The organism is Plantibacter sp. Leaf1, from assembly GCF_001421315.1.
Taxonomy (GTDB): domain Bacteria; phylum Actinomycetota; class Actinomycetes; order Actinomycetales; family Microbacteriaceae; genus Plantibacter.
On the sequence record NZ_LMJX01000002.1, the window covers coordinates 2,239,556 to 2,263,052 of the forward strand.

Annotated in this window: 23 protein-coding genes; 7 read left to right on the plus strand and 16 right to left on the minus strand. The window is 70.2% G+C overall.

Annotation, left to right across the window (positions count from 1 at the left end):
* Positions 1 to 17: 17 nt before the first annotated feature.
* From ASE44_RS12805 to ASE44_RS12835, 7 genes are read right to left on the minus strand one after another with little or no spacing between them, the layout of a single operon-like run.
* Positions 18 to 629, minus strand: coding sequence for a DUF624 domain-containing protein (locus tag ASE44_RS12805; protein ID WP_056010081.1), 612 nt, complete (start codon positions 627 to 629; stop codon positions 18 to 20).
* 5 nt (positions 630 to 634) lie between these two features.
* A complete protein-coding gene (locus tag ASE44_RS12810) occupies positions 635 to 2,602 on the minus strand; it encodes a heparinase II/III family protein (protein WP_056010083.1) in 1,968 nt (655 codons plus the stop codon).
* Positions 2,599 to 4,413: a heparinase II/III family protein gene (locus ASE44_RS12815; protein WP_056780392.1), complete on the minus strand. Its 1,815-nt coding sequence runs from the start codon at positions 4,411 to 4,413 to the stop codon at positions 2,599 to 2,601. Before ASE44_RS12815 ends, ASE44_RS12810 begins: the two co-directional genes overlap by 4 nt.
* Positions 4,410 to 5,174, minus strand: coding sequence for a 3-oxoacyl-ACP reductase FabG (fabG, locus tag ASE44_RS12820; protein ID WP_056010087.1), 765 nt, complete (start codon positions 5,172 to 5,174; stop codon positions 4,410 to 4,412). The genes ASE44_RS12815 and fabG overlap by 4 nt, the downstream gene beginning before the upstream one ends.
* 58 nt (positions 5,175 to 5,232) lie before the next feature.
* Entirely contained in the window at positions 5,233 to 6,177 is a 945-nt protein-coding gene (locus ASE44_RS12825) for a carbohydrate ABC transporter permease (RefSeq protein WP_082455997.1), read from the minus strand.
* Positions 6,174 to 7,124, minus strand: coding sequence for a carbohydrate ABC transporter permease (locus tag ASE44_RS12830; RefSeq protein ID WP_079706135.1), 951 nt, complete (start codon positions 7,122 to 7,124; stop codon positions 6,174 to 6,176). Before ASE44_RS12830 ends, ASE44_RS12825 begins: the two co-directional genes overlap by 4 nt.
* A 2-nt stretch (positions 7,125 to 7,126) precedes the next feature.
* Positions 7,127 to 8,464, minus strand: a complete 1,338-nt coding sequence (locus tag ASE44_RS12835) for an extracellular solute-binding protein (RefSeq protein ID WP_056780397.1) — start codon at positions 8,462 to 8,464, stop codon at positions 7,127 to 7,129.
* Between the two features lie 285 nt (positions 8,465 to 8,749).
* Here ASE44_RS12835 and ASE44_RS12840 point away from each other — a divergent pair, with 285 nt between their 5' ends.
* Complete coding sequence (locus tag ASE44_RS12840) at positions 8,750 to 9,814, plus strand: LacI family DNA-binding transcriptional regulator (protein ID WP_056780400.1); 1,065 nt, start codon at positions 8,750 to 8,752, stop codon at positions 9,812 to 9,814.
* Here ASE44_RS12840 and ASE44_RS12845 read toward each other — a convergent pair whose 3' ends face one another.
* Entirely contained in the window at positions 9,815 to 10,294 is a 480-nt protein-coding gene (locus ASE44_RS12845) for a hypothetical protein (RefSeq protein ID WP_056780404.1), read from the minus strand.
* 78 nt (positions 10,295 to 10,372) lie between these two features.
* Between ASE44_RS12845 and ASE44_RS12850 the strand changes: the two genes are divergently transcribed.
* The gene (locus ASE44_RS12850) at positions 10,373 to 11,254 is read left to right on the plus strand and encodes an endonuclease/exonuclease/phosphatase family protein (RefSeq protein ID WP_056780407.1); all 882 of its coding nucleotides are present in this window, start codon (positions 10,373 to 10,375) and stop codon (positions 11,252 to 11,254) included.
* Between the two features lie 37 nt (positions 11,255 to 11,291).
* Positions 11,292 to 11,693, plus strand: coding sequence for a RidA family protein (locus ASE44_RS12855; protein WP_056780409.1), 402 nt, complete (start codon positions 11,292 to 11,294; stop codon positions 11,691 to 11,693).
* A gap of 24 nt (positions 11,694 to 11,717) precedes the next feature.
* Here ASE44_RS12855 and ASE44_RS12860 read toward each other — a convergent pair whose 3' ends face one another.
* The 4 genes from ASE44_RS12860 to ASE44_RS12875 are packed head-to-tail and all read right to left on the minus strand — an operon-like array spanning position 11,718 to position 16,771.
* Entirely contained in the window at positions 11,718 to 12,449 is a 732-nt protein-coding gene (locus ASE44_RS12860; protein WP_056780412.1) for a YoaK family protein, read from the minus strand.
* 48 nt (positions 12,450 to 12,497) lie between these two features.
* A complete protein-coding gene (locus tag ASE44_RS12865; RefSeq protein ID WP_056780416.1) occupies positions 12,498 to 13,466 on the minus strand; it encodes an acetylxylan esterase in 969 nt (322 codons plus the stop codon).
* Between the two features lie 41 nt (positions 13,467 to 13,507).
* On the minus strand, positions 13,508 to 14,290 hold the full coding sequence (locus tag ASE44_RS12870) for an IclR family transcriptional regulator (RefSeq protein WP_056780419.1): 783 nt from the start codon (positions 14,288 to 14,290) through the stop codon (positions 13,508 to 13,510).
* A 54-nt stretch (positions 14,291 to 14,344) separates the two neighbouring features.
* Positions 14,345 to 16,771 (minus strand): FAD-dependent oxidoreductase, encoded by a 2,427-nt coding sequence (locus ASE44_RS12875; protein WP_327078817.1) that lies wholly within the window; start codon positions 16,769 to 16,771, stop codon positions 14,345 to 14,347.
* An 83-nt stretch (positions 16,772 to 16,854) separates the two neighbouring features.
* On the opposite strand from ASE44_RS12875, the gene ASE44_RS12880 reads away from it, so the two are divergent.
* A complete protein-coding gene (locus tag ASE44_RS12880; RefSeq protein WP_082455998.1) occupies positions 16,855 to 18,204 on the plus strand; it encodes an MFS transporter in 1,350 nt (449 codons plus the stop codon).
* A gap of 66 nt (positions 18,205 to 18,270) precedes the next feature.
* Here ASE44_RS12880 and ASE44_RS12885 read toward each other — a convergent pair whose 3' ends face one another.
* The 3 genes from ASE44_RS12885 to ASE44_RS12895 form a co-directional block, all read right to left on the minus strand.
* Complete coding sequence (locus ASE44_RS12885; protein WP_157579937.1) at positions 18,271 to 18,603, minus strand: hypothetical protein; 333 nt, start codon at positions 18,601 to 18,603, stop codon at positions 18,271 to 18,273.
* A gap of 97 nt (positions 18,604 to 18,700) precedes the next feature.
* Positions 18,701 to 19,120: a hypothetical protein gene (locus ASE44_RS12890; RefSeq protein WP_056010113.1), complete on the minus strand. Its 420-nt coding sequence runs from the start codon at positions 19,118 to 19,120 to the stop codon at positions 18,701 to 18,703.
* 1 nt (position 19,121) lies between these two features.
* Positions 19,122 to 19,643 (minus strand): GNAT family N-acetyltransferase, encoded by a 522-nt coding sequence (locus ASE44_RS12895; protein ID WP_056781202.1) that lies wholly within the window; start codon positions 19,641 to 19,643, stop codon positions 19,122 to 19,124.
* An 81-nt stretch (positions 19,644 to 19,724) separates the two neighbouring features.
* Here ASE44_RS12895 and ASE44_RS12900 point away from each other — a divergent pair, with 81 nt between their 5' ends.
* From ASE44_RS12900 to ASE44_RS12910, 3 genes are all read left to right on the plus strand, one after another.
* A complete protein-coding gene (locus ASE44_RS12900) occupies positions 19,725 to 20,264 on the plus strand; it encodes a hypothetical protein (RefSeq protein ID WP_056010116.1) in 540 nt (179 codons plus the stop codon).
* Between the two features lie 156 nt (positions 20,265 to 20,420).
* Complete coding sequence (locus ASE44_RS12905) at positions 20,421 to 20,822, plus strand: peptidoglycan-binding protein (RefSeq protein WP_162235753.1); 402 nt, start codon at positions 20,421 to 20,423, stop codon at positions 20,820 to 20,822.
* Positions 20,823 to 20,902: 80 nt separating this feature from the next.
* Positions 20,903 to 21,316 (plus strand): peptidoglycan-binding protein, encoded by a 414-nt coding sequence (locus ASE44_RS12910; RefSeq protein WP_056780425.1) that lies wholly within the window; start codon positions 20,903 to 20,905, stop codon positions 21,314 to 21,316.
* Positions 21,317 to 21,382: 66 nt separating this feature from the next.
* Here the strand turns inward: ASE44_RS12910 and ASE44_RS12915 are convergent, their stop codons facing one another.
* A complete protein-coding gene (locus tag ASE44_RS12915; RefSeq protein ID WP_056780428.1) occupies positions 21,383 to 23,497 on the minus strand; it encodes an alpha-galactosidase in 2,115 nt (704 codons plus the stop codon).

The following is a 23,497-nucleotide window of genomic DNA, read 5'->3' on the forward strand; positions in this document are numbered from 1 at the left end:
TGCCGCACCGGCCAGGGTCAGCGGGGCAGACCGGACCGCCCCCAGACGAGGAGGGCAAGGTACGCCGGGAGGGAGAGACCGAAGAACGGCAGGAGCGTCGGGAACAGGTAGCAGAGCAGGGCGAACGTCGCCACGCCGAGGAGGAGCAGCAGGGCCGTGAACGGCCGACGCGCGACGAGGGCGCCGGCCCCGACGAGCCACGCCCGGGCCGAGGCGTCGGGTTGCAGGGCCGCCGACGCGGGGAGCGCGAGCAGCAGCAGCCCGAGGGCGAGCGCCACGGGTACGGTGGCGGCGAGCAGGGCGATCGCGATCGCCGATCCCTGTTCGAGTTGTGCGGTCAGGAAGGCGACGTCGACGACGAGCATCGCGACGACGACGACGACCCCGACACCGAGTGGGAGCGACCGCCGCCAGCTCGCCGCGAACTCCCGGAAGACGCCGGTGAAGACCGCATCGTCCTCCCCGGCCAGCCAACGACGCATCGAACGACCGGCAGCGATGACGGCGGGGACGGCGGTCACCACACCGAGCGACAGGACGGCGGCGGCCAGGCCCGCGGCGGCGATGTTCATCGGGTGGACGAGTGCTCCCAGCAGCCGACCCTCCCAGCCGGTGCGCTTCACTGCCATGCCGCTCATCCTTCCAGCCTCCGTCCCGCGAAACCGTTGCCGACCGCGTCCATCCCTGGCAGCCGCGGCCGCGAGCCGTCGAGCCGCACGATCACCTGTTCCACGTCCACGAGTCCAGGCACCGTCACGACCAGCGCCCCGTCGTCCTCGGCCATCGTCGCGGCCCGCGGCACCGGCAGGCCGAAGGGGACGGGTTGCAGGACGGACACGAACCGCAGCGAGCTGGATGGCGCCGAGGTTCGACGCAGCGTGTGCTGGACCCGCTCGATCTCGAGCCCCGGTGTCGACGAGGTCGGGTTCGCCTGGACCGCCGTCGGATGCACGACGTCGACCGAATCGACGTCGTCGAGCACGGTCACAAGGAGCCCCGCGGCGCCGGCGGGCGCGAGCCGTCGGCCGTCGTCCAACAGCGCCACCGGGTTCGTGGTCTGCAGCAACCAGGTCCACGTCCGCTCGGTGTCGGCTTCGACGTCGTCGACGAGGATGAGCGCACCGTTCGGTGTCCGCACGAGGTGACGCCGGAGCCGGCGGATCCCGAGGTCCGGCGCGTACAGGGCGCCGATCTCACTGACGGTGTGCACCCAGTCATCGGCGAGCGTGACCTCGAGCATCTCGCCGACGCGGTCCTCGGCGAGCCCGGCGTGGACGTCGTAGTGCCCCTCACGTCCGTACCCGACCCCGTCGACGAGCACCCCGTTGTGGTGCTCGGTCCGCTTCCGGGAGGAGTAGCCCTCGTCGATCGCGAGGTACTCGCCGCCGCCGAGGAGGACGAACGCGCCAGCGTCGGGGTGGTGATGACCGGTGTTCAGCGTCGTCCAGCCCCGCTCGCGCCGCAGTCGGTGCGACTCCCGCCACGCCCGCCAGCCACCGCCGGGTGACGCTTTGACCGAGACGAGCGTCGCATCCGCGTCCCACGACGTCCGGCCGGCCACGAGGCCGAGATCGGGGAAGTACCTCGACGTGGGGAGCTCCTCCGGGCCGACCGACTCGACCGTGGGGTCGAACCAGAGCAGCTCCTGATAGGCCTCTGGCAGCACGCCCGGACGCACACCGCTCTGCGACGCCTCCCGCCAGAGGAGGTCGGTGGACACACGATCGGCCAACCACTGGGCCTGCGGGATCCGATACTCGGCGGCCAGCTTCCGGTACAGCGCGACCGAGTGTCCACTGCGGTGGTCGTGGCAGTCGCCGTGGTCGACGATGCGCTCGAGGTCCGGAGCGGACTGGTGAAGGCGGAACCAGAAGGTCTCCCGGAGGTGCTCGCTCCGCGGGAACCAGTCGATCCCCTCGGCGGCCCGCAGCACGTCGAGATAACTCGCCAGCCACGGCTCGCCGTAGCGCCAGTACACGACGCCCTCGTGGTTCGAGCCGTCAGCGGGCAGGAGGTCGAGGACCTCGTCGAAGTTGGCCTTCGCGCGCTCGGTCCACGCCAGCGCGTCGGGATGCTCATCGGCCAGCACGTACCCGGCGGTGGCGAGACCGGTGAAGCAGATCCAATTGTGGTTCTGCCAGTACGAGGACGACCACCAGTCGCCCTCGGTCTCCACGGCGAAGTCGAACAGGCGGGTCCCCTGCAGGATCAGGCGATCGCGGAGTCGGGTCCGCTCCCCCTCGTCGAGCGCATCGCCCGCCCAGGCGAAGGCCAGCGACAGGCCGTGGAGCAGCCAGCCGGCATCGAGGTCGTGGTCCGGCAGGTGGGCGCGACCCCAGTGCTCGAACGCCAGCGGCGGTGCGAGCCAGCGTCGCAGCTCCTCGAGGTACTGCGGCTGCCCGGTCAGCCGGTGGGCGAGCGCGAGGTTCGCGGCGGCCGGGCCGAAGAAGGTGATCGAGGCCAGCGGGTGCTCCGAGGGAAGTTCGATCCCCCGCAGCCGTTCGCACTCGTCGAGCAGGCGACGGAACTCGCGACGCCGCACGCCCGTCAGCTCGGCGCGGAGGCGGTCCTCCCGGCCATCGAGGAGCAGTGCCGGGATCACGGCAGCAGCTCCCGCTCGAGCGTCCGCCCGTCGGCCAGAGCGATGACCAGACGCCCGGCGTTGAGCCCGATCGACGCGATCGGCGACTCATCCGCCTCGGCGAAGACCGACACGAAGGTGACGCTCGGGGCCGTCGCCGTCCAGTCACCGACGGCGAGGGGCACGGTCGGGTCGTCCGACGGCCCTCTGCCCGGGGCGTCCACGAGGACGGAGGCGACGTCCGCGACATGGTGCCCGTGCAGCCGTCGCCCTGCTGGGCCGGACCAGCCGGTGCGCCAACCGTCTCCGTGCTGCACGACCTCGAACGGCACGGCTGGCCGGAAGGCAGTGGTGAAGCTGCGGGCGGAGCCGTCGGTAGTCGTCGCGCGGACGACGTCCACGAGGATCCCCGCGGCGGACTCGACCCGCCGTTCGAGCAGGACGCCGTCGATCGCCTCGTCGGAGGACGCCTGGACGAGCGTCGTGTCGGTGGCGGGGTCGACCTCCCAGCGCTCCACGCGGGCGGAGCTCTCGAGCTGGTCCGCGTCGTCCGCGCGGACGGTCGGGTGCGCGGTCGTCCTCGCGTAGTGGCCGCGCCGCAGCGCACTGCCGTAGGGCGGGACGCCGGGAGCGGGCTGCCATGCGACGCCGTCGCCGTAGAGGTACAGGGCGAGCGTGTCGAGATGCCCGTGCGAGCCGCCGTGCGGTCCGGCGTCGAGCACCGCCTGCAGGGAGCTCGCCTCGGAGCGGACGACCGCGTACCCGACGTCGGCGAAGAGCACCGAGCCGCGGTCGAGGACGTCGCCGGGGGCAGGGAGCGGTGTTCCGGAGAACCACCCGTCGAGGAGGTCCTCGAGTCCGTCGTGACGCTCGCCGATCCGCCGCCGGGCCCAGGCCTCGACGGTGTCGAGACCGGTCCCGTCCCAGAGCTGCCCGGCGAGGACGCAGATCTCCAACACTTCGAGGTGGACACCGAGTCGGTCGTAGGGGCCGTCGTGCAGCATCGGCAGTCGGCCGTCCGGTCCGGCGAAGCCGACGAGCACATCGACCATCCGGCGCAGCCGCCGGACGAGGGCGGGGTCGAGCGCCGCCTGGTCCGCTCCAGCGAAGGTGAGGAGATAGGCGCGGAGCACGAACAGGTGGTAGTAGGTGGACCCCTCCCACTCCCAGCCGTCCTGGCCGAGGGCGACGGCCGAGTGTTCGACGGCCTGCGCGATCCATCGCTCCTGATCGCCGTGCGGGGTGGGCGCGGCCAGGGCGGCGAGCGCGCGGGTGATCAGGGCACCGGCGGCGTCGAGCCAGGCGACGTAATTGCTCGTGAGGTCGTCGCGGTCGTCGACGAGCACCCGGCGGGACTCGACGATGGTGTCGAGGAGCGCGCCGAGCATCGTCGCGACGGGGGCACCCATCGTCTCCCTGGCCGCCGGCTCGTCGGCGAGCACGACGACCGCGTCGGCGATCTGCGTCGCCCAGATCGCCTCCGTCAGCGCCTGCTTGAAGAGCTTGCCCTGGAGCATCCAGCTCTCACTGTCGCGGTTCCACTCGGCCGTGATCTCGGCGCAGTAGTCGGCGAACTCGCGCACGACGGCGAGCGCCTGTGCCTGGTCGGCGGGGTCGCCGTGTCGTCGGAAGCGGCGCGCCGCCGTGCGCGCGAGTCGAGCCGCCGCCTGATGTTCGAGCACCAACCAGGCCGAGGCGTACGGCTCGCCGCGCAGTTCGCAGCCGTAGGTGCAGACGAAGGCGTCGCCGCGCGCTTCGAGCAGCTCGGTGCCGTGGGTGGGGCAGACGAAGTCGTGCCACCACCCGCCTCGCGCCCGGGTGACGGTGGTCATCGGAAGTTGGCCCCTCCGTTGATGTCGACGACCTGACCGGTCACGAAGGACGACAGCTCGGAGGCGAGGAACAGGGCGACCCCGGCGACGTCGTCGACGGTACCGGCGCGTCCGAGCGGGATGCCGGCGACGATCCCCTCCTGCGCCTTGGTGGGGGTGAAGGTGTTGTGGAACGCCGTGTCGCCGATGAACCCGGGGGCGACCGCGTTCACCGTCACGCCGGCGGGTGCGATCTCCTTGGCGAGCGCCCGGGTGAACCCGATGACGCCGGCCTTCGCCGCCGCGTACGGCACCGAGCCCGCTCCGCCGCCGTTCTCGCTGGCGAGGGACGACATGAGGATCACGCGGCCGGCACCGGAGGCGGTGAGCGCGGGGAGTGCGGCGCGGGTGACGGCGAAGCTGCTGGTGAGGTTCACATCGAGCACCTGGTGCCAGTGCTCGTCGGTCATCTCGGCGATCGTGGACCGCCCGACGAGGTGACCGGCGTTGTTGACGAGGATGTCGAGGCCGCCGAGCGCCTCGGTCGCCTGCCGCACCACCGCGTCCGCCTGGGCCGAGTCGGTCAGGTCGCCCTGGATCGCGACGGCCGTCCGACCGGCGGCGGTGAGCTCGTCCACGATCGCGGCGGCACCGTCGGCGCTCGACGCGTAGTGCACGGCGACGTCCGCTCCGCTGGCTCCGAGGGCCCGGGCGATCGCGGCTCCGATGCCGGCGCCTCCGCCGGTGACGAGGGCGCGGCGGCCGGTGAGGTCGATCTGCATGGTGATTCCTTTGCTGGTGTTCGGTCCGCTCGGGGTGAGCGGTGGGCGGGGTCGCCGACTACTTGATGCCGGCGTTCGTGAACCCCTGGATGAAGTACTTCTGGCAGAACAGGAAGAGGAGGACCATCGGGACGGTCGCCATCGTGGTGCCGGCCATCAGGTATTGCCACTGCGTCCCGTCGAGCTGCTGGAACACGGCGAGCCCGACCTGGATCACCCTGAGGTCGTCCCTCGTCGTGACGAGGAGCGGCCAGAGGAAGTTGTTCCAGCTCTCCTGGAAGGTCAGGAGCGCGACCGTCGCGATCGCCGGCTTGATGAGCGGCGTGTAGATCCGGGAGAAGATGCGGAACTCGCTGAGTCCGTCGATCCGCGCGGCCTCCGCGAGCTCCGTCGGGAGGGAGAGGTAGAACTGGCGGAACAGGAAGATCGCGGTCGCGCTCAGGCCTCCGGGGATGATGAGCGCCCACCAGGTGTTGAGCCACCCGGACCCGCCCTGGCCGAGGATGTCGTTCCCACCGAAGAGGGGCATGAACTTCACGAGCAGGAACTGCGGCACGATCTTCGTGTAGGTCGGGATCATGAGCATCGCGACGAAGCCGAGGAAGACGAGTTCGCGACCGCGGAACCGGATGCGGGCCAGCGAGTAGCCGGCCATCGCGGCGAAGATCAGCGTGATGATCGTGTGCGACGCCGAGATGATGAAGCTGTTCCGGAAGTAGGTGGCGAACGGAGCCGCCTGGAGGGCCTCGGGATAGTTGCTCCACTCCCAGACCTTGGGGAGGAACGTCGGCGGGAACTCGGCGAGTTCGGCCGGGGACTTCAACGACGTCGCGATCATCCAGATGAACGGCACCACCATGGTGAGCGCGCCGAGCGTGAGGGCCAGGTTGAGGACGAGCCGTCCGATCCATCGACGGTTCCGGCGACGTCCGGCAGGCTTCGGCACGAAGTCCTCGTGGACCCCGGTGACGAGCGACCTCGTCGTGAGCGGTTCGGCGGTCATCCCTCGTCACCCTTCGTCGCGCGACGGCCGATGACGGTCATCACGAGGAGCATCAGGAACAGCAGCACCGACTGCGCCGACGCCATGCCCATCTCGAAGTTCTGGAACGCGGAGCGGTAGACCTCGTAGGTCATCATCGTCGTGGAGTTGGCGGGTCCGCCGTCGGTCAGGACGTAGATCTGGTCGAACACTTGGAACGCTCCGATGATCGAGATGATGAGCACGAAGAAGGTGGCGGGCTTCAGCATCGGCACGGTGATCGCGAAGAACTTCCGGATCGGGCCCGCACCGTCGACCGCGGCGGCCTCGTACAGCGAGGGGTCGACGTTCTGGAGCGCCGCGATGTAGATGAGCATCTTGATGCCGATGCCCTGCCATGCGCCGACGAGGATGACGGAGGGCAGCGCCCACTCCGGGTCGGCCAGCCAGGCCTGACCCGGAATGCCGACCACCGAGAGGATCCCGTTCAGGAGACCCTGCTGCGGGTTGAAGATCCACAGCCAGACCATCGCGATGGCGACCGTGGCCGTCACTTGCGGCAGGAAGAACGCGGTCCGGAACCAGGTGCGGAGACGCAGGTTCTGGTTGAGCGCGACGGCGATGACCATCGCGATCGCCATCGAGGCGGGCACGGTCCAGAAGGTGTAGACGATCGTGTTCCACGTGGCCTGGCCGAACACCGGGTCCTGGAAGATCTCCACGTAGTTGTCGAGACCGATCCACGCGGGGGCGTCGAAGATGTCGTAGTCGGTGAAGCTCAGGGCGATCGTCGCGAGGACGGGGATCGCCGTCCAGAGGCCGATGTGGAACACGGCCGGAGCGACCATGAGCCAGCCGAACAGACCGCTCTTCCGAGCCGCACGCTTGCTGGCGGCCCGCCGCGGGATGGGTGGCGGTTGTCGGGGGTCGAGCGTCCTGGGGACGTCGGGGGTGCGCGTCGCGGTCATGATCACCGGTCCAACTTCTTCTGGAAGGCCGCAGCGAGGTCGGTGAGTGCCGCCTTCGCCGTCTTCTTGCGGAGGATCGCGTTCTCGATGGCCGGGGCGACGTCGCCGCGGAGCCCGAGCCACTTCGGAGGTCCGCCCTCACGCTTGGCGACCGAGAGGTTCTCCATCGCGAACTGCACGAGGCGGTCGTCCTGCACGTAGTCGCTCTCGAGGAGCTCGGTCAGGGCGGGCACGTTGCCGCGCTGCTGGTTGGCCGCCAGCGCCGGGCCGGGGCTCGCCAGGAACTCGACGAGTTTCTGTGCCGCCCGTTCATGAGCCGAGGTGGCGGAGACCGCCGCCATCGTCCCGCCGACGAACATGCTGGGCGAGTCGCCGGGGATGAGGAACGGTTCGAGGTCGTCCAGCACCTCCGGGTCGGCCGCCTCAGCCTGGGTCCAGACGTTGTTGTGGGCGATCGCCATCGCCGCACGGCCGTTGATGAGCGGGTTGACGGTCGCGTTGGGCGCGGAGAAGCCCGTGTCCTCGACCTTCTGGTCGTGGAAGAGGTCGACGATCCGTTGCAGCGCCTCGACTCCCTGCTCGGAGTCGAACGCCGGCGAGCTGTTGTCCTCGGAGAAGAGCGATCCGCCGTTCGAGAACAGGGCCGTCTCGAACATCTGGCGCGGTTCGATCGTCAGCATGTCGAAGCCGGTGCGCGTCAGCTTGCCCTTCGCATCGCGCTCGGTCAGCGCGTCGGCCATCTCGACGAGTTCGTCCCAGGTCCGCGGAGTGTGGTCGTAGCCGGCCTCCCGGAGGAGGTCCATCCTGGCCACGCCGAAGCGGGCGTCGAGCATGATCGGGACGCCGTACACGTCGCCGTTCCAGAGCCCGGCCTCGACGATCTCCGGCGTCATGGTCTCCCCCAGCGACTCGGCGGTGAGGCCTCCGTCGCTCAGGTTGGCCAGGACGCCGCGATCGGCGAAGGCCTCGATCCAGCCGACGCCCATCATCATCACGTCCGGCACCAGGCCGGAGACGACGCCGGTGGTCAACTTCTCGTTGAGGCGGGCGTAGTTGGTGTAGTCGACGGACACGGTCACGTCGGGGTACATCGCCGTGAACTGCGGCAACAGCTCCTCCTCGAGCAGCTTCTGCCCCGCGGAGCCCTCGAAGATCGGGGTCAGCATCGTCAGGTCGCCGCTGATGGCGTTCGGATCGGCGTCCTGCTCGGCCGCCGGGGTCGAGCACGCGCCGAGCGCCAGGGTGAGCGCGCTCGCGGTCAGCAGTCCGGTGGCGAGACGGGCCGCCTTGCGGAGGCCGGTGGTCCGCCGGTGGCGTGGCCTCATGGTCCGGGTGGTCATGCGTTGGTTCCCTTCACGGGTATCGATTCGGGGCGACGATGCCGCGAGTCCGTGACGTCGTCGTCATCGGTATCCAGGATCGGCGATGATCTTGTGTATCGATTTACCGACCATAACCACCGATCGTGGTGACGTCAACCGAGGCAGCAGCGCTCGCCCCTCGCGATCCCGGTGACCGCGCGGAAGGATCGATCTCAGCTTGGCGGCGCGAGTGCTGTATCGATACACTGGACCAGGCACCGCGGCCGGGATGCCGGTCGACGCGGAGGCATGAAAGGGGCGGTCATGGCCGACAAGGTGACGATCCAACAGGTCGCCGCAGCAGCGGGCGTCTCCACGAGCACCGTCTCGAACGTCCTCAACAGTCGTTCCGACCGCATGCAACCTGAGACCCGTGATCGGGTCTTCGCGGCCATCCGAGCACTCGACTACCGTCCCAACCGGGCAGCGCGGCAGCTGCGGACCGGCCAGACGAAGACGATCGGCCTCATCGTGCCGTCGGTGAGCAACCCGTTCTGGGGTGCGTTCGCCCGCGAGCTCGAGCAGGCGGCACTCGGCCACGGCTACAACGTCCTCCTCGGCAACAGCGAGCGCGATCCCGGGCGGGAGCTCGGCTACGTGGAGGAGCTGTGGGACAACGGCGTCCGCGACATCGTCCTCTGCACCTCGCTGCCGTCGCTCGACCACCTGGCGGCCTTCGTCGAGCGCGGCCTCAACCTCATCCTGTTCGACCGCCCCGTCCAGCCCGGCGATCCGACCCTCGTCGCGAGCATCGGGATCGACAACCACCTCGGCGGCAGCGTCGCCGCATCCCACCTGACCGATCTCGGGCATCGGAGGATCGCGTTCGTCTCCGGGTCGCAGCGTTCGGTGAACCGGACTGTCCGACACGCGGGGTTCCTCGCTGCCGTGGAGGCGGCGGGCCTCGACGCGTCCGAGTTGCCGGTGTGGGCTGGGCTCCCGGCGGGCGCCGACGAACTCGAGGCCCCCGAAGTCGGCCGACGAGCCGTGCACGAGCTGTTCAGCGCAGGTCCAGTGCCGACAGCCATCATCGCGATCAACGACATGACAGCCCTCGGGGTCTGCAAGGGCATCCGCGATCTGGGGCTCGGCATCGGCACGGACGTCTCCGTCGTCGGCTTCGACGACATCCCCCTCGCCGATCTCGTGTCGCCGTCACTGACGACTGTCCGTCAACCCATCGCCCGCATGGCCGCGTTGGCGGTCGAGCAGGTGGTCACGCGTGAGCGGACCGACGACCGGGAATCGACCCCGGCCATCCTGCTACGCCCGGAACTCGTCGTCCGCGACTCGACCGGTGCGGCACCCGCTGAGGCGGCTCGCGGCTGATCAGCCGCCGAAGAGCTTGCCGAAGAACCCCTTGCGCGGCTGCCAGCCGGCCGCGGTGAGGGCGTCGATGACGGGCTGCTTGACCTCGTCGGTGGTGAAGTCGTAGCCCATGAAGTGGCCGGTCGTCGTGCCGTCGCGGTCGGTGGACTGCGCGATCGGGGCAACGCTCCGCCCGAAGGTGAAGGTCTTCTGCGGCCCCGACTGCCAGGTGCGCTTCGTGGAGAGGCCATCCAGCCCGAGCGTCGTCTTCGAGGAGGAGGACTCCTCGTGGAACTGCCACTCGCCGTCCTCCGGGTGCAGCTCCACCCGCAGCTCGTACTCCGCACTGAACATCCCCGCACCGAGGAAGCCGAGCCAGCGCTGGTCGGCATACCGCCAGTGGGCGACCACACCGTCGGGCGTCGGGTCGTAGATGAAGGGGAGGTCTTCGCTGTTGAGGGCGAGGATCCGGGCCTGAGCATCGCGGAGGTCGAAGGTCATGGGGTGCAGTCTAGGCAGACCGACGCGCCGACGACATGGGGACAGCTCCCCTTCATCCACCTCCCCTACGCTGACCGGGTGAGCGAAACCATCCTGGCCCGGCACATCCTGACCGTCATGAGCTACAACATCCGCACCGCCGTCGCCCAACCCGGTCACGAGTGGGCGGACCGGGCTCCGCTCGTCTCGCAGGTCATCGCCCGCAACGGGCCCGACCTCCTCGGCCTGCAGGAGGTCCGTGGGAACCAACTCAGCGACCTCCTCCCCGACCTCACCGAGTACGACTGGTTCGGGCAGGGTCGCGACGGCGGCACCGCGGGCGAGTACGGGCCGGTGATCTTCCGTCGCTCACGGTTCGAACGGCTCGACGCCGGCGACTTCTGGCTCTCCGGCACCCCCGACGCGCCCGGCTCGAACACCTGGTCGTCGCTGCATGCCCGGTTCGTGACCTGGGTGCGGCTGCGGGAACGACAGACCGGGGACGAGCTGGTCTTCGCCAACACGCACCTCGATCACGAGGCCACGCCCCATGGCGACGACGTCCGGACGAAGAGCGCCGAACTCATCGCTGACCAGTTCGCCGAGGTGGACACCCCGATCCTCCTCACGGGCGACTTCAACACCCCGCGCGGATCCGCAGCGCACGTCGCGTTCGAGCGAGCCGGGTTCGTCGACCTGTCGCCGGCGGCCGAAGGCACGGACGTCGGTACCTTCCACGGGTACGGCCCGCAACGTCCCGGGAACGCGCGCATCGACTGGGTGCTCGGCCGTTCGGGCGGACCCGGCCCGCACGCCGACCTGGAGCCGATCGACACCCTCGTCGACGATCAGCCGCCGACCTCCGAGGCGAGCGATCACTTCCCGGTGGTCATCCGAGCGCAGCTCACGCGCGACGCTCAGCTCCCCGAGCTGGCGTCGGCGTCGAACCCGGGCGGCGCCGTCGGGCACGATGGAGCATGAGTCGTCTCGCGACCGAGCCGAACCACGAGGAGGATCCATGTCCGTCGTCACGCTGATCCGAGCCGAACAGCTCTCCGATGCGGCCGAATACGCCTACGCCTCGTCCATCCCGGCGAGCGCGAAGCTGCTGTTCCTGGCCGGGTCGTGCCCGTTGAACCTCGACGGCTCGACCGCGGCCGTGGGTGACGTCGCCGGGCAGGCGGCGAAGTGCGTCGAGAACCTCGTCATCGCCCTCGAGGCCGCCGGGGCGACCCTCGCCGACGTGGCGAGCACCAGGGTCCTCGTCGCCTCGACCAAGCAGTCCGACCTCGTGACGGCCTGGGAGGTCGTGCGCGCCGCCTTCGGCGATCACGACGTGCCGTCGACGCTGCTCGGTGTCACCGTCCTCGGCTACGACGACCAGCTCGTCGAGATCGAGGCGACCGCCGCGATCGCCTGACCGGTTCGGCGCCGACGCTCGTCGTCAGTGCGCCGACGCCGACGGCGCGAGCCGGAGGAGCACCAGCCCGACGATCGACGGGACGAGGGGCAGCGCCGCACCGAACACCGGGTCGACGCCCGTGAGGAGCGAGCCGCAGAGGGCACCCGCCACGAGCAGCACGATCGCACCGATGCGGATGAGGTGGTGGTCGTGGACGCCGTCGGCGAGGCTCTGCATGAGGCTCGTGAGGGTGCCGGTCACGAACGTGGTCGTCACGCCCGAGCGTTCGATGCGACGCGCGACGGCCGTCTGCCCGGCCATGGCGAGGGTGGAGAGCGCGATGAGGACGCAGACCACGGGCGTGGTGCGGTGGTCGGAGGAGACGATCCATCCGAGGAGGACGCACGACTGTGCGACCACCGCACCGCCGAGGACGAGGACGAGCCGGCGCTGCGGCGCCTCCGGCGTCGGTCGATCGGTGGTGGCGACGGGCCTCGTGAACCGGAAGGCCAGGAACGTCCCGACGGAGAACAGCAGCACCGCGACCGACGCCCCGAGGAGGACCTCGGCGAAGTCCGGGCGGCTCGTGAGGCCGGCCAGCACGAAGTTGCCGGTCATGTTGGCAGTGAAGACACCGCCGAGCTGGAGGAACGCGAAAGCGTCGGTCGCCCCGGCCGCGAACGAGAGCACGAGCGCCATCGCCGCGATCATGCCGGCCCGCGTCCGACGTCGGGCGGCCTGCAGGGTCTGATCGGTGCCGTCGGTCTCGCTCACGTGCACATCGTCCCACGCCCGCTCACCCCGGTGCGGGTGGGCGACGCGTCAGGCGAAGAGGTCGGCGAGGACCTCGAGCTGCCGCTGCTCCTGCACCGGTCCCCCACCCTCATGCCCGTTGTACGGGTAGACGGCGATGTCCTTCTGTGCACCCGCGTAGTGGTTGAACGCCGCGTACACCGTCGAGGGCGGGCACACGGCGTCGCACAGGGCGACCGAGAAGAGCGTCGGGGCGGTCGCGCGGGCCGCGAAGTTCGTCGCGTCGAAGTAGGAGAGGGTGCGGAACACCTGCTCCTCCTGGCCGCGGCGACTGATGAGGAACGTCTTCAGCTCGGCGAACGGGCTCGCGTCGGTGATCTGGAGGGCTCGACGGTAGTGCGACAGGAACGGGACGTCGACGAGCGCGCCGGCGAGGCCCTCACTGAGCCCGGCCGCGGCGAGGGCGATACCGCCGCCCTGACTGACCCCGGCGACGACGACGCGAGCCGGATCCACCTCGGGGAAGCTGCGGACCACGTCGACGGCCAGCGCGGCGTCCGTGAACACGCGGCGGTAGTAGTACGTCTCCCGGCTGTCGAGCCCGGCACTCATCTTGCCGGCGACCTGGGGTCCGCTGCCGACGGGGTCCGCGGTCGCGCCGGGCCGGTTCGCGCTGCCCTGGCCGCGGGTGTCCATCACGAACACCGCGTACCCGGCGGAGGGGTGCATCGTCCACTGGTGGGCGAACCCGCGGCCGCCGCTGTAGCCGATGTAGTGCACGACGCACGGGAGCGGGCCGCTCGCGCCCGCGGGACGGATGAACCAGCCCTTGATCGGGTCGCCGCCGAAGCCGGAGAAGGTGACGTCCTCGACGATGAGACCGGTCAGCTCAGGGTTGGAGCGCTCACGCTCCGTCGGCTGGGCGAGCGCATGCGCTTCGGCGATCGTGTCGGCCCAGAACGCGTCGAAGTCGGCGGCCTCCTCGCGGTCGGGCAGGTACTGCTGGAGCTGGGCGATGGGCAGGTCGAATTGCGCCACGGGTCACCTTCGGTTCGTGAGATCGGATACGGGAGGACGGGTCAGGAGGACGGGATCGCGGAGATGAGTCCGAGTCCCACACTGATGCGGTCGGCCACCTCGATGAGGTCCTCGGTGAGCACGTCGAGGTCGCGTTCGCGCATGAGGCTCAGGCGGCCGGAGATGGAGATCGCCGCGACCACTCTGGCGTTCGCGTCGCGGATGGGCGCCGCGATGCCGAGACGCCCCAGCGCGAGCTCCTGGTCCTCGGTGCAGACGCCGCGTTCCCGAGCCGCCGCGAGCTCGGCGACGAGCGCCGCTTGCTCGGTGATCGTGTTGGCCGTGTAGCGGGCGAGCGGTTCCGCACCGAGCAGCTCGCGGAGGCCGTCCGCATCGAGGTCGAGCAGCAGGCACTTGCCGAGGGCCGACGCGTGCAGCGGCTGCCGGAGCCCGATCATGGAGTGCGACTTGGGGGCGAGCGCGCCCTCGAAGTGACAGAGGTAGATGAGGCTGGAGCCGTCGAGGACCCCGACGTTCACACTGAGGCCGATGCGCTGCGCGAGTTCCTGCGCCGGCGCCCGGGACTCCCGGTGGACCGGGTTCTGGTTGAGCCCCTCGCTCGCCAGCGCAAGGATCGTCGCGCCGATCGCGTACGACGGGCTGTCGGCCGACTTGGACACGTACCCGAGCTCCTCGAGGGTGCCGAGGAGCCGGGCGGTCGTCGAGGTGCCCAGACCGGTCGCGCGCGCGATGTCCGAGGCCCGCAACGGCCCGGTCGTCGAGGCGCCCAGGACGGCGAGCACCGATGCCGCACGACCGATGCCCTGCTGGATCTCGCCTGCCACGGGTCCTCCACGGTGTCGCTGTCGGTTCGGGTGTCCGGCCTCGGAAGGCCGTGTTCAGCGTAGCGGTCGGGCTCGGCGCGGCCGGGTGGTGCGCCCGCTCGGCTGCTCGAACACCTTCACACTCGCGACGCTGACGTATGGCGAGCCGTTCGTGGCCGTCACGACGAGTCGGAGCGCGTCGATCCGCACGGGTTCGACGTCGTGGATCCGGTGTCGGTGCCGGTTCCCCTCGGCCTCGGCCAAGACCGTCCACGTGCCCTCCGTCCCGTCCACGGGTCGCGCCTCGAGCCGGTACGCGGCGACGAGCTCCGGCACCGCCTCGAAGCCGGTGCGGTGGTGGTGCAGGTTGATGAGGTCCGCGTCGACGTCGTCGTTGAAGACGATCCGGACGGACGCGACGTCGACGGGCTCGTCCCACCGGAGGCTGAGCACCTCGGGTTCGGCGACCAGGTCGCGGCCCTCGTCGAGCCGCTCCGAGGACCACAGGTGCGGCCCACCGTACGGGCGCTGATAGCCGTCGAGCACGCGCTCGGGACGGTACGCCGTGGTGTCCCCGCCCACGGTCAGCGCGACGCTCCGGCCCCGGAGCTTCCGGGCGTTCCAGTCGAGGATCGCCTGGTCCTGCTCCTCGGGGATGTGGTCGTCGAACACCTCGTCCGAGGCGTGCCTGGCCGTGAGGACGAGGAGCCCGTAGGGGTGGCCGTCGGTGAGGAGCAGGCTCACATCGGGGTTCGCGCGGACGACGACCACGGCGTTCTGCTCCACGTCGGGCGTCCACCCGAACCGCACGGTCGCCGGGACACCGGTCCCCGCGGCGACCTCCACCGAGCCGTCGAGGAGGTGCTCGACCGGGACGGCGTTCTGGCGCTTGCCCGCGCTCCACAGTTCGACGTGGAGGGTCGTGTCGCGCGCGGCGTCGACCAGCAGGGTGATCTGATCGAGCGTCGGAGCGACGGGTACGAGGATCGCGACGTCGCGGTCGAGGGCGAACCGTTCACCGTCGCCGAGGTGCTCCAGCGTGGAGATCCCGGCGAGCGCGCTGGAGGCGGAGACGGTCGCGCGCGGAGCCAGGTCGTCGGAGTCGTCGACGGTGACGCCGATCACCGGAGCGTCCTCGCGGAGGAGGGTGCGCTGCAGGAGCGGCAGCGCCTCACCGGCGAGCCCACGCGGGGTCAGTCCGTCGCGGGCGATGAGCGCCGCCGCCGTCCCCACCGCCTGGCCCTGGGTCGCGCAGGTCGCCATGACCCGCGTGGACCCGAACGCGACGTGCGACGCGGAGATGTTGCGACCGGCGAAGAGCAGGTTGCCGACGTCCCGTGAGTAGAGGCTGCGGAACGGGATGCCGTAGGTGCCGTTGCTGAAGCGCTGCTGGGCGCCGGCGGTCTCGGCGTAGACGCCCTCGACCGGGTGCAGGTCGATCGACCATCCGCCGAAGGCGACGGTGTCCTCGAAGTCGACCTGGTCGAGGAGGTCGTTCTGCGTGAGCGTGTGGTCGCCCAGCAGCCGACGGTACTCGCGCTTGCCCGGGATCGATCCGACCCACTCGAGCGTGAGGGTGTCCGCGTCGAATTCGCCGGAGTTCTTGATGTAGTCCCAGATCCCGAAGACGACGCTCCACAGCTCGTCGCGGATCTGCTCGTTCTCGGCGACGGTGTCGAGTTCGCCACCCCACTCGATCCACCAGTAGTTGCAACCGTTGTCGCCGGTGCGGATGATCCGGTTGGTGAGGATCGGGGTGTCGCGGATGTCGCGGGCGATGTCGGGCGCGACGAAGCGCTCGGGTCGTCCCGTGTCCTTCGTGTAGAAGAAGATCGAGCTGCCGAGGAGCTCGTCGTCCGCCACCTCGGGCGCCCAGGGTTCACCGTGCTCGGCGCGGCCCTCCCGGCCGATCCGCGAGGTCGCGCCGGCGAGGTGGCCGACGAGTCCGTCTCCGGTGCAGTCGATGAAGACCGGTGCGACGAACTCGGTCTCGATCTCGCTCCCCATCGTCCAGCCGGTGACGGACGCGATCCGCGGTCCCTCCGACGACTCCGCCCCCATCGGCTCCGCCATCGTGACGATGCGGACGTCCGTGTTGAGGTGCAGCTGCACGTTCGGCTCGGCGCGCACGAGGTCGAGGACGGTCTGGTCCCAGTAGAACGGGTTGCCCTCGGGGTTGCGGTACTGGTTCTCCAGGAAGAGCTCGCCCATGATCCCGGTCTCGCGGGCGAACCGCTGGTGGCCGTGCGCGGTCGCTCCCACGACCCACACGCGCACCTCGCTGGAGGAGTTGCCCCCGAGGACCGGACGGTTGGTGACGAGCGAGACCCGGGAACCGAGACGGGCGGCAGCGACGGCGGCGGAGACCCCCGCAAGACCTCCGCCAATGACGACGACGTCGGCGGACTGGGTGCGGTGCTGCATGGACGACACTCCTTCGTGATGCGTGATCCTGGAAGCCGTCAGATCGGTGTCGACCTGCGGCTCGCTACACGCTACCATTCAGCGGTACGAGTTTCCCATTCAGTGGGTATGCTACGTCAGCAGGTGAACTTCCAGACACCCCGACAACGATGTGAGGACCGATGGACGACAGCAGGACACAGACCGAGACCCTGGCGGAGGCCGCCGCGCACAGCGCGCAGACCCCCTATGACGACGCGGAGCGCTCGCGCCGCATGCGGAAGGTCATCTGGGCCGCGGGAGCCGGCCACTTCGTGGAGTGGTTCGACTTCGGGCTCTACGGCACCCTCGCGACCGTCATCAGCCTCAACTTCTTCGAGCAGGGCAACCCGCAGGCCGCGCTCCTGTCCGCGTTCGCCGTGTTCGGAGCCGGCTTCGTGATGCGCCCGCTCGGCGGCCTCTTCTGGGGATCGATGGGCGACCGCATCGGCCGCAAGACCGTCCTCGCGACGGTGATCCTCGTGACGTCCGGCGCGACCGTCGTCATGGGTCTCCTACCGACGTTCGACATGATCGGCCTGTGGGCGCCGATCCTGCTCGTCATCGTCCGGCTCGTCCAAGGGTTCGCCGCCGGCGGTGAGAGCTCCGGCGCCACCACGCTGCTCGCCGAGTACGCCCCGTCCAACCGGCGCGGATTCGTGACCAGCTTCATCGACGTGTTCGGGTTCGCCGCCTTCGTCGTCGGCGCAGGTCTCGTGCTCCTCTTCACCTCGACGCTCGGCACCGACGCGCTCAACGACTGGGGCTGGCGCGCCCTCTTCTTCCTCGCGCTCCCCCTCGGGCTCGCGGGGCTCTACCTCCGGAACAAGCTCGAGGACACCCCCGAGTTCCAGGCGATCCAGGCCAAGGGCGCCGTCTCGAAGTCACCGCTCCGGACGTCGTTGCGCACCTCGTGGAAGGCCCTGCTCTTCTGCGTCGGCTTCGTCGTGATCAAGGCGGTCGGCCACTGGATCCTGCAGACCTTCATGCCCTCGTACCTGCAGACCGACCTCGGCTACTCACAACCGCTCAGCTACGGCGTCACGGTCCTCGGGCTCCTCGCGATCGCGATCCTCGTGCCGTTCATGGGCCTGCTGAGCGACCGGATCGGACGGAAGCCGGTGATGATCGCGGGCTGCGTCGGGTTCCTCGTCCTGACCTACCCGACGCTGATGCTCATGAGCGCCGGCAACTTCGCCGCCGCCGCCGTCGCGATGGTCATCCTCGGCGTGTTCATGGCCGCGTACGACGGTGCATCGAGCGCGGCGATGGCGGAGCTGTTCCCGACTAGCATCCGATACGGCTCGATGGCGATCGCGTACAACCTCTCGGTCGCCGTGTTCGGCGGGATCACGCCGTACTTCGCGACGTTCCTCATCGCCTCGACCAGCAACCGCTTCGCTCCGGCGTTCTACGTGATGGCGGCGGCGCTCATCACGCTGATCGTCGTGCTGCGGGCGCGGGAGACGGCGAAGCTGCCGCTGCCGCGCTGAGCAGACCGGAACGAGCGCCGGCGTCGACCCGAGGGGTCGACGCCGGCGTTGCCGTGTGGGGACGACTCAGCGGGAGAAGTCGCGCAGGTCGAGGTCGGGATCCTCGAGGACGTCGGAGGTCTCGATGGAGTCGCGAGGTTCGTACGCCGTCGTGGACGGGCGGATGTCGTCGAGGTAGCCCTGGAGACGCGATTCGGCCTCACTGAAGTCCGGTACGGCCTGATCCCAGGCGTGCGGCACGGACAGCACGTCGTTGCCGAGACCGATCACGAGCTGAGCCGATGCGTCTTCGACATCGGAGTCGACGACGATCGGGATGGTGACCGCTTCAGCGCGGCCGCGCTTCGCGAGCTCCGCCGTCAGTTCGACCAGCAGAGCCGCGACCTCGTCGGTCGTCACAACATTCTCACCCGCGTATGTAATGCATCGCATGCATCCACCCTGCCGGATCGAGCCTGGAAGCTCAGGCCCCTTGACACCCGGCGGGGCCGGATGACTAGGCACCCTCGCGACTGAGCTTCCTCGTCCGGAAGGAGCGCCACGCTCCCGTCGACCAGAGCGCCCACACGACGAGGAGGGGTTGGAAGAGCAGCCGGATGGCGCGGGCGGCGTCGCTGTCGAGCCCGAAGGCGTCGGTCCCGCTGACGAACTGCTCGACGTTGCCGGGGAACACGGCGACGAAGAAGGCCGCCACGACCCAACCGACCACGACCCGGTGCCGTCCGAGGAGCAGGAGCGAGAGGCCGAGCAGGATCTCGACGACCCCGGACGCGAGCACGACGAGGTCGACGGGCAGCGGCAACCACTGCGGCACCTGGGCGACGAACGACTGTCGAGCGAAGGTGAGGTGGCCGACGCCGGCGAACACGAGGGCGGCCCCGAGAAGCAGGCGTGCGGCGGTGCGGACGACGCCCATCTCAGTTCGCCGCCGTCACGGCGTACTTGAAGCCGCGGTGCGAGCCGACGAAGCCGAGACGCTCGTAGAAGCGGTGGGCGTCGATCCGGGCCTCATCGGAGGTCAGCTGCACGATCGACGACCCCGTCGCGGGGGCGGCGACGTCCGTCACCCAGCGCATCATGGCCGAACCGACACCGCCGGACCGCAGCGCGGAGGAGACCCGCACCGCCTCGACGAGCAGCCGGGTCGAACCGCGTCGGGCCATGCCGGGGATACGGGTGAGCTGCATCGTCGCGATGACGGCACCGGCGGCGTCCTCGACGAGCAGGATCTCGTTCGACGGGTCGTCGATGAGGTCCGCGAGCGCGCGCTCGTAGGCGGGCAGGTCGCTCTCCTGGGCTTGGTCGCCTCGCGCGGCACTGATCGGGTCGTCGGCGAGCAACGCCATCAGGGCGTCGAGGTCGCCGAGGCCGGCCCGGCGGAGGACGAGCGTCTGCTCGCGGGTGGTCAGGGTGGCGGGGAGTTCGAGTGCGGCGATCACCACCCCAGCCTCCCACCTCCGTCGACCTCGTTGGACGAAGGCCGACCGGCACGCGTCGCCGCGATCTGCGAGAGTTGACGGGTGAACTACGACCTCAGCGCTCCCGCTCGCCGCGACATCAAAGGTCTCACGGCCGCCATCGAGTCGGCCGAGGACACCGCTTCCCTGCAAGCGCGTCTGAGCGTGCCCCGCTACGGCGTGTTCGACCTCGCCGGCCGAGCCCGTCGCTCGCCGATCATCGGCGGCCTCCTGCTGGCCGGCACGGCACTCGATCAGAACGGCAAGCCGACGAAGCCCCTGCAGGTGCTCGAGACGATCCCCGAGCTGGATCCCGTCGACCCCGACCCGGGCGCCGTCACCGCTCAGCTCGCCGAGCTCACCCACGGCGACCTCGTCACGGTGCGGTTCTCCGACGGTGCCTACGGCGACTTCGGCGTGACCGGGATCGCCGTGTGGTCCGTCCCCGGCACGACGTTCCTCGTCGGCGGTTGGCTCATCGGTGAGGCCGGCGCTCCGGCCCCTCGGGTCACCGAGCTCGTCCGCCTCGCGCCGGTCGGCGACCACCCGTGGCCGGTGCCCGCGCAGATCACCGTCGTCGGCGAGGACATCGGCATCGACTGAGCGCGCTTCGTTCGCCCAAACATGGGCGAACAAACACACACTCGCCCAAACATGGGCGAATGAACGGCGGCCGGGCATGGGCACTCCTCCCCATTCGGTGTTCGACGCGCTCGACCTACGCTCGTGATGTCCGAGCAGTCGAACGAGAGGAACATCATGACCACACGAACGATGCGCAGCAGGATCGCCCTCGCGGGGGCCGCCCTCGGCCTCGCGATCGCCGGCTCCCTGGGCGGTGTCGCGACCGCCGCACCGGCGTCCGCCGCCGGCCAGTGCGTCGACTACCAGTACTCCGTCGGCGGCGACGGCGGGTGCGTCGCCAACATCCAGACGATCCTCAACGCCTTCAAGACCGGTGGTCCCCAGCTGGAGGTCGACGGCCAGTTCGGCGAGCAGACGCGAACGGCCGTCATCGCGCTCCAGAACACCTTCGGTGTGGAGCCCGACGGGGTCGTCGGCCCCGCGACCTGGGCCCAGATGTGCACCCCGCACATGGGCCCCGGGCCGATCACGTGGTACCCGTACGAGGCTGCTCGTGCCTCCGGCTGCGACATCTGATGGGCACCGCTCCCCATGCAGCCGCTCGAGATGCTCGACCTCCGCTCGGGGCGTCCGAGCAGTCCAACGAGAGGAACATCATGACGAAGCGAACGATGCGCAGCAGGATCGCCGTCGCGGGTGCCGCCCTCGGCCTCGCGATCGCCGGCTCCCTGGGCGGTGTCGCGACCGCCGCTCCGGCGTCCGCCGCCGGTCAGTGCGTCGACTACCAGTACTCCGTCGGCGGCGACGGCGGGTGCGTCGCCAACATCCAGACGCTCCTCAACGCCTTCGGGCCCAGGATTCCCGGCGGCGTGTCCAACCTGGAGGTGGACGGCCAGTTCGGCGAGCAGACGCAGGCAGCCGTCGTCGCCTTCCAGACCTACTGGGGCATGCAGGTCGACGGCGTCGTGGGCGCCGAGACCTGGCACATCCTGTGCGCGCCGCAGATGGGTCCTGATCCGGTCGACTGGTTCCCCTACGACGCGGCTCGTGCCTCAGGCTGCAACATCTGACCGAGGCTCACACGAACGAGGACTCCCTCGCCCATGGTCGGGTGAGGGAGTCCTCGTTCGTGGCGGCTACTCCGCGTCGAGGGTGAAGAGCTGCGCCTGCTCCGGGGCGAGGAGCGGCATCGCGATCCCGACCTCGGCCAGCGCGCGGCCGGTGAGCACGACCGACCCCTCGGCCAGCCACGTCGGCGGTGCGTCCTGGATCGAGCGGGCGGGCGCGCCGAGGTCCAGCGGACGGACCCGGTAGCGACGCTCAGGATCGAGGCCCGGCACCCGGAGCGGCGCCGGGACGGCCGTCCGTGGTGCGGCGAGCGCCACCTGCGCGACGATCGCGGAGGAGCGGTCCTGGGCGATCACCCCGTGCGCCTGCAGCGCGGGGTCCGCTCCGTCCATGCGGACGACGGCACCCGTGTGCAGCAGCGGCCGGAGGCGCTGGTAGTGGCCGATCCACGCCGCGATGAGGTCGAGCTCGTCCTCGCTCGCCTCGTTGAGGTTCCACTCGATGCCCGCACTCCCGAAGAGGGCCGTGGCGAGCCGGAATGCGAGGTCCGAGGTCCGCCAGGTGGTGTGTGAGCGGGCCGCACCGAGGTGTCCACCGAGATACTCGGGCGGAATCACGAGGCCCGTGTACCGCTGGATCGACTGGCGCTCCAGCGGGTCGTTCGTGTCGCTCGTCCACACCCGTTCGACGCGCTCCAGGATGCCGAGGTCGATGCGCGCGCCCCCCGAGGCGCACGACTCGATGTCGACCCCGGGGTGCAACGCGCGCACCTCGTCGAGCAGTCGGTAGAGCGCCGCCGTCTGCCGGTGTGCCGAACCGCCGAGCAGGTCGCGGTTGTGATCCCACTTGAGGAAGGCGATGTCGTACTCGGTCAACAGTGCGTCGAGTCGGCCGAGGAGGTAGGCGAACGCGTCCGGGTGGTCGAGGTCGAGCACCCGTTGGAAGCGCCAGGTCGGGGCGTCCGGGTGCCCCAGCACCCAGTCGGGGTGGGTGCGCGCGAGCTCGGAGTCGGGGTTCACCATCTCGGGTTCGACCCACAGCCCGAAGTCCATGCCGGCACCGGTGACCGCGTCGATCAGTGGGGACAGCCCGCCGGCCCAGCGTTCCGGGTCGACGAACCAGTCGCCGAGTGCGCGTCGATCGTCGGTCCGGCCGGTGAACCAACCGTCGTCCAGCACGAACCGCTCGACCCCGACGCGCTTCGCCTGCTCGACGAGCGACAGCAGGGTGGGCAGGTCGTGGTCGAAGTACACGGCCTCCCAGGTGTTCAGCACCACGGGGCGGGGCTTCGTGATCGTGCTCCAGGAGCGGATCCAGGGGTGCAGGCGCGCGGAGACGCCGTCGAGACCCGCGTCGGAGTAGACGGCGACCGTCCACGGCGATTCGTAGCGCTCGCCAGGCGCCAGGACGACCTCACCGGGGGCGAGGAGTTCGCCGGAGCCGGTGGCCGCGGGTCCGAGCGCCGAACGCTCGGTCCAGAGCACCTGGTCGCCGCTCCAGGCGAGGTGGGTCGCCCACACCTCACCCGTGCGGAAGCCGAAGCCGGGCGCGCCGACGACGGACAGGAAGGCGGCGTCGTGCCCCGGCCGGCCGTGACGGTGCTCGCGGGTCCAGGCGCCTTGCCCGAGGCGGTGACGCTGCGGCGTGCGCTCGTGGGTCCAGAGGCCCGTGAAGTCGAGGAGCTCGGTGGCACGGTCCGGGACCGGCAGCACGACGGCGAGAGCGTCCACGGCGAGCGGTCGGTCGACCTCGGCGTCGACCTCGGCGTCGTTCCGCACCGCGTGCCGGACTCGCAGCACGCCCTGCAAGGTCAGCTCGATCGTCGAGACGACCGTCACCGCGGCGCGCTCGTCGGACGTCGTCAGGATCAGCGAGGTGTCGGTGGCCTGCTGGTCGATCAGCCGCAGCGCGAGCAGATTCGACGCATCCGGTCCGCCCGGCCGGTGCACGCCGACACCCGGGCGGCCGCTCCAACCGTCGAACACGGTGGGCAGCAGGCTGAGGCGCGGCGGGGCGTCGATGGACGACGGCGGGATCGCGGGCGTCAGGCCATCGGCGAGTGCGGTGAGGGAGGCGGCGGCGAGTTCGCCGACATCGGCTCCCCAGTGGAGGATGGTGGGCACCTCCGTGCCACGGGCGTCGACGATCAGGCTGACGCCCGCGGCACGAAGGTGATGGATCAC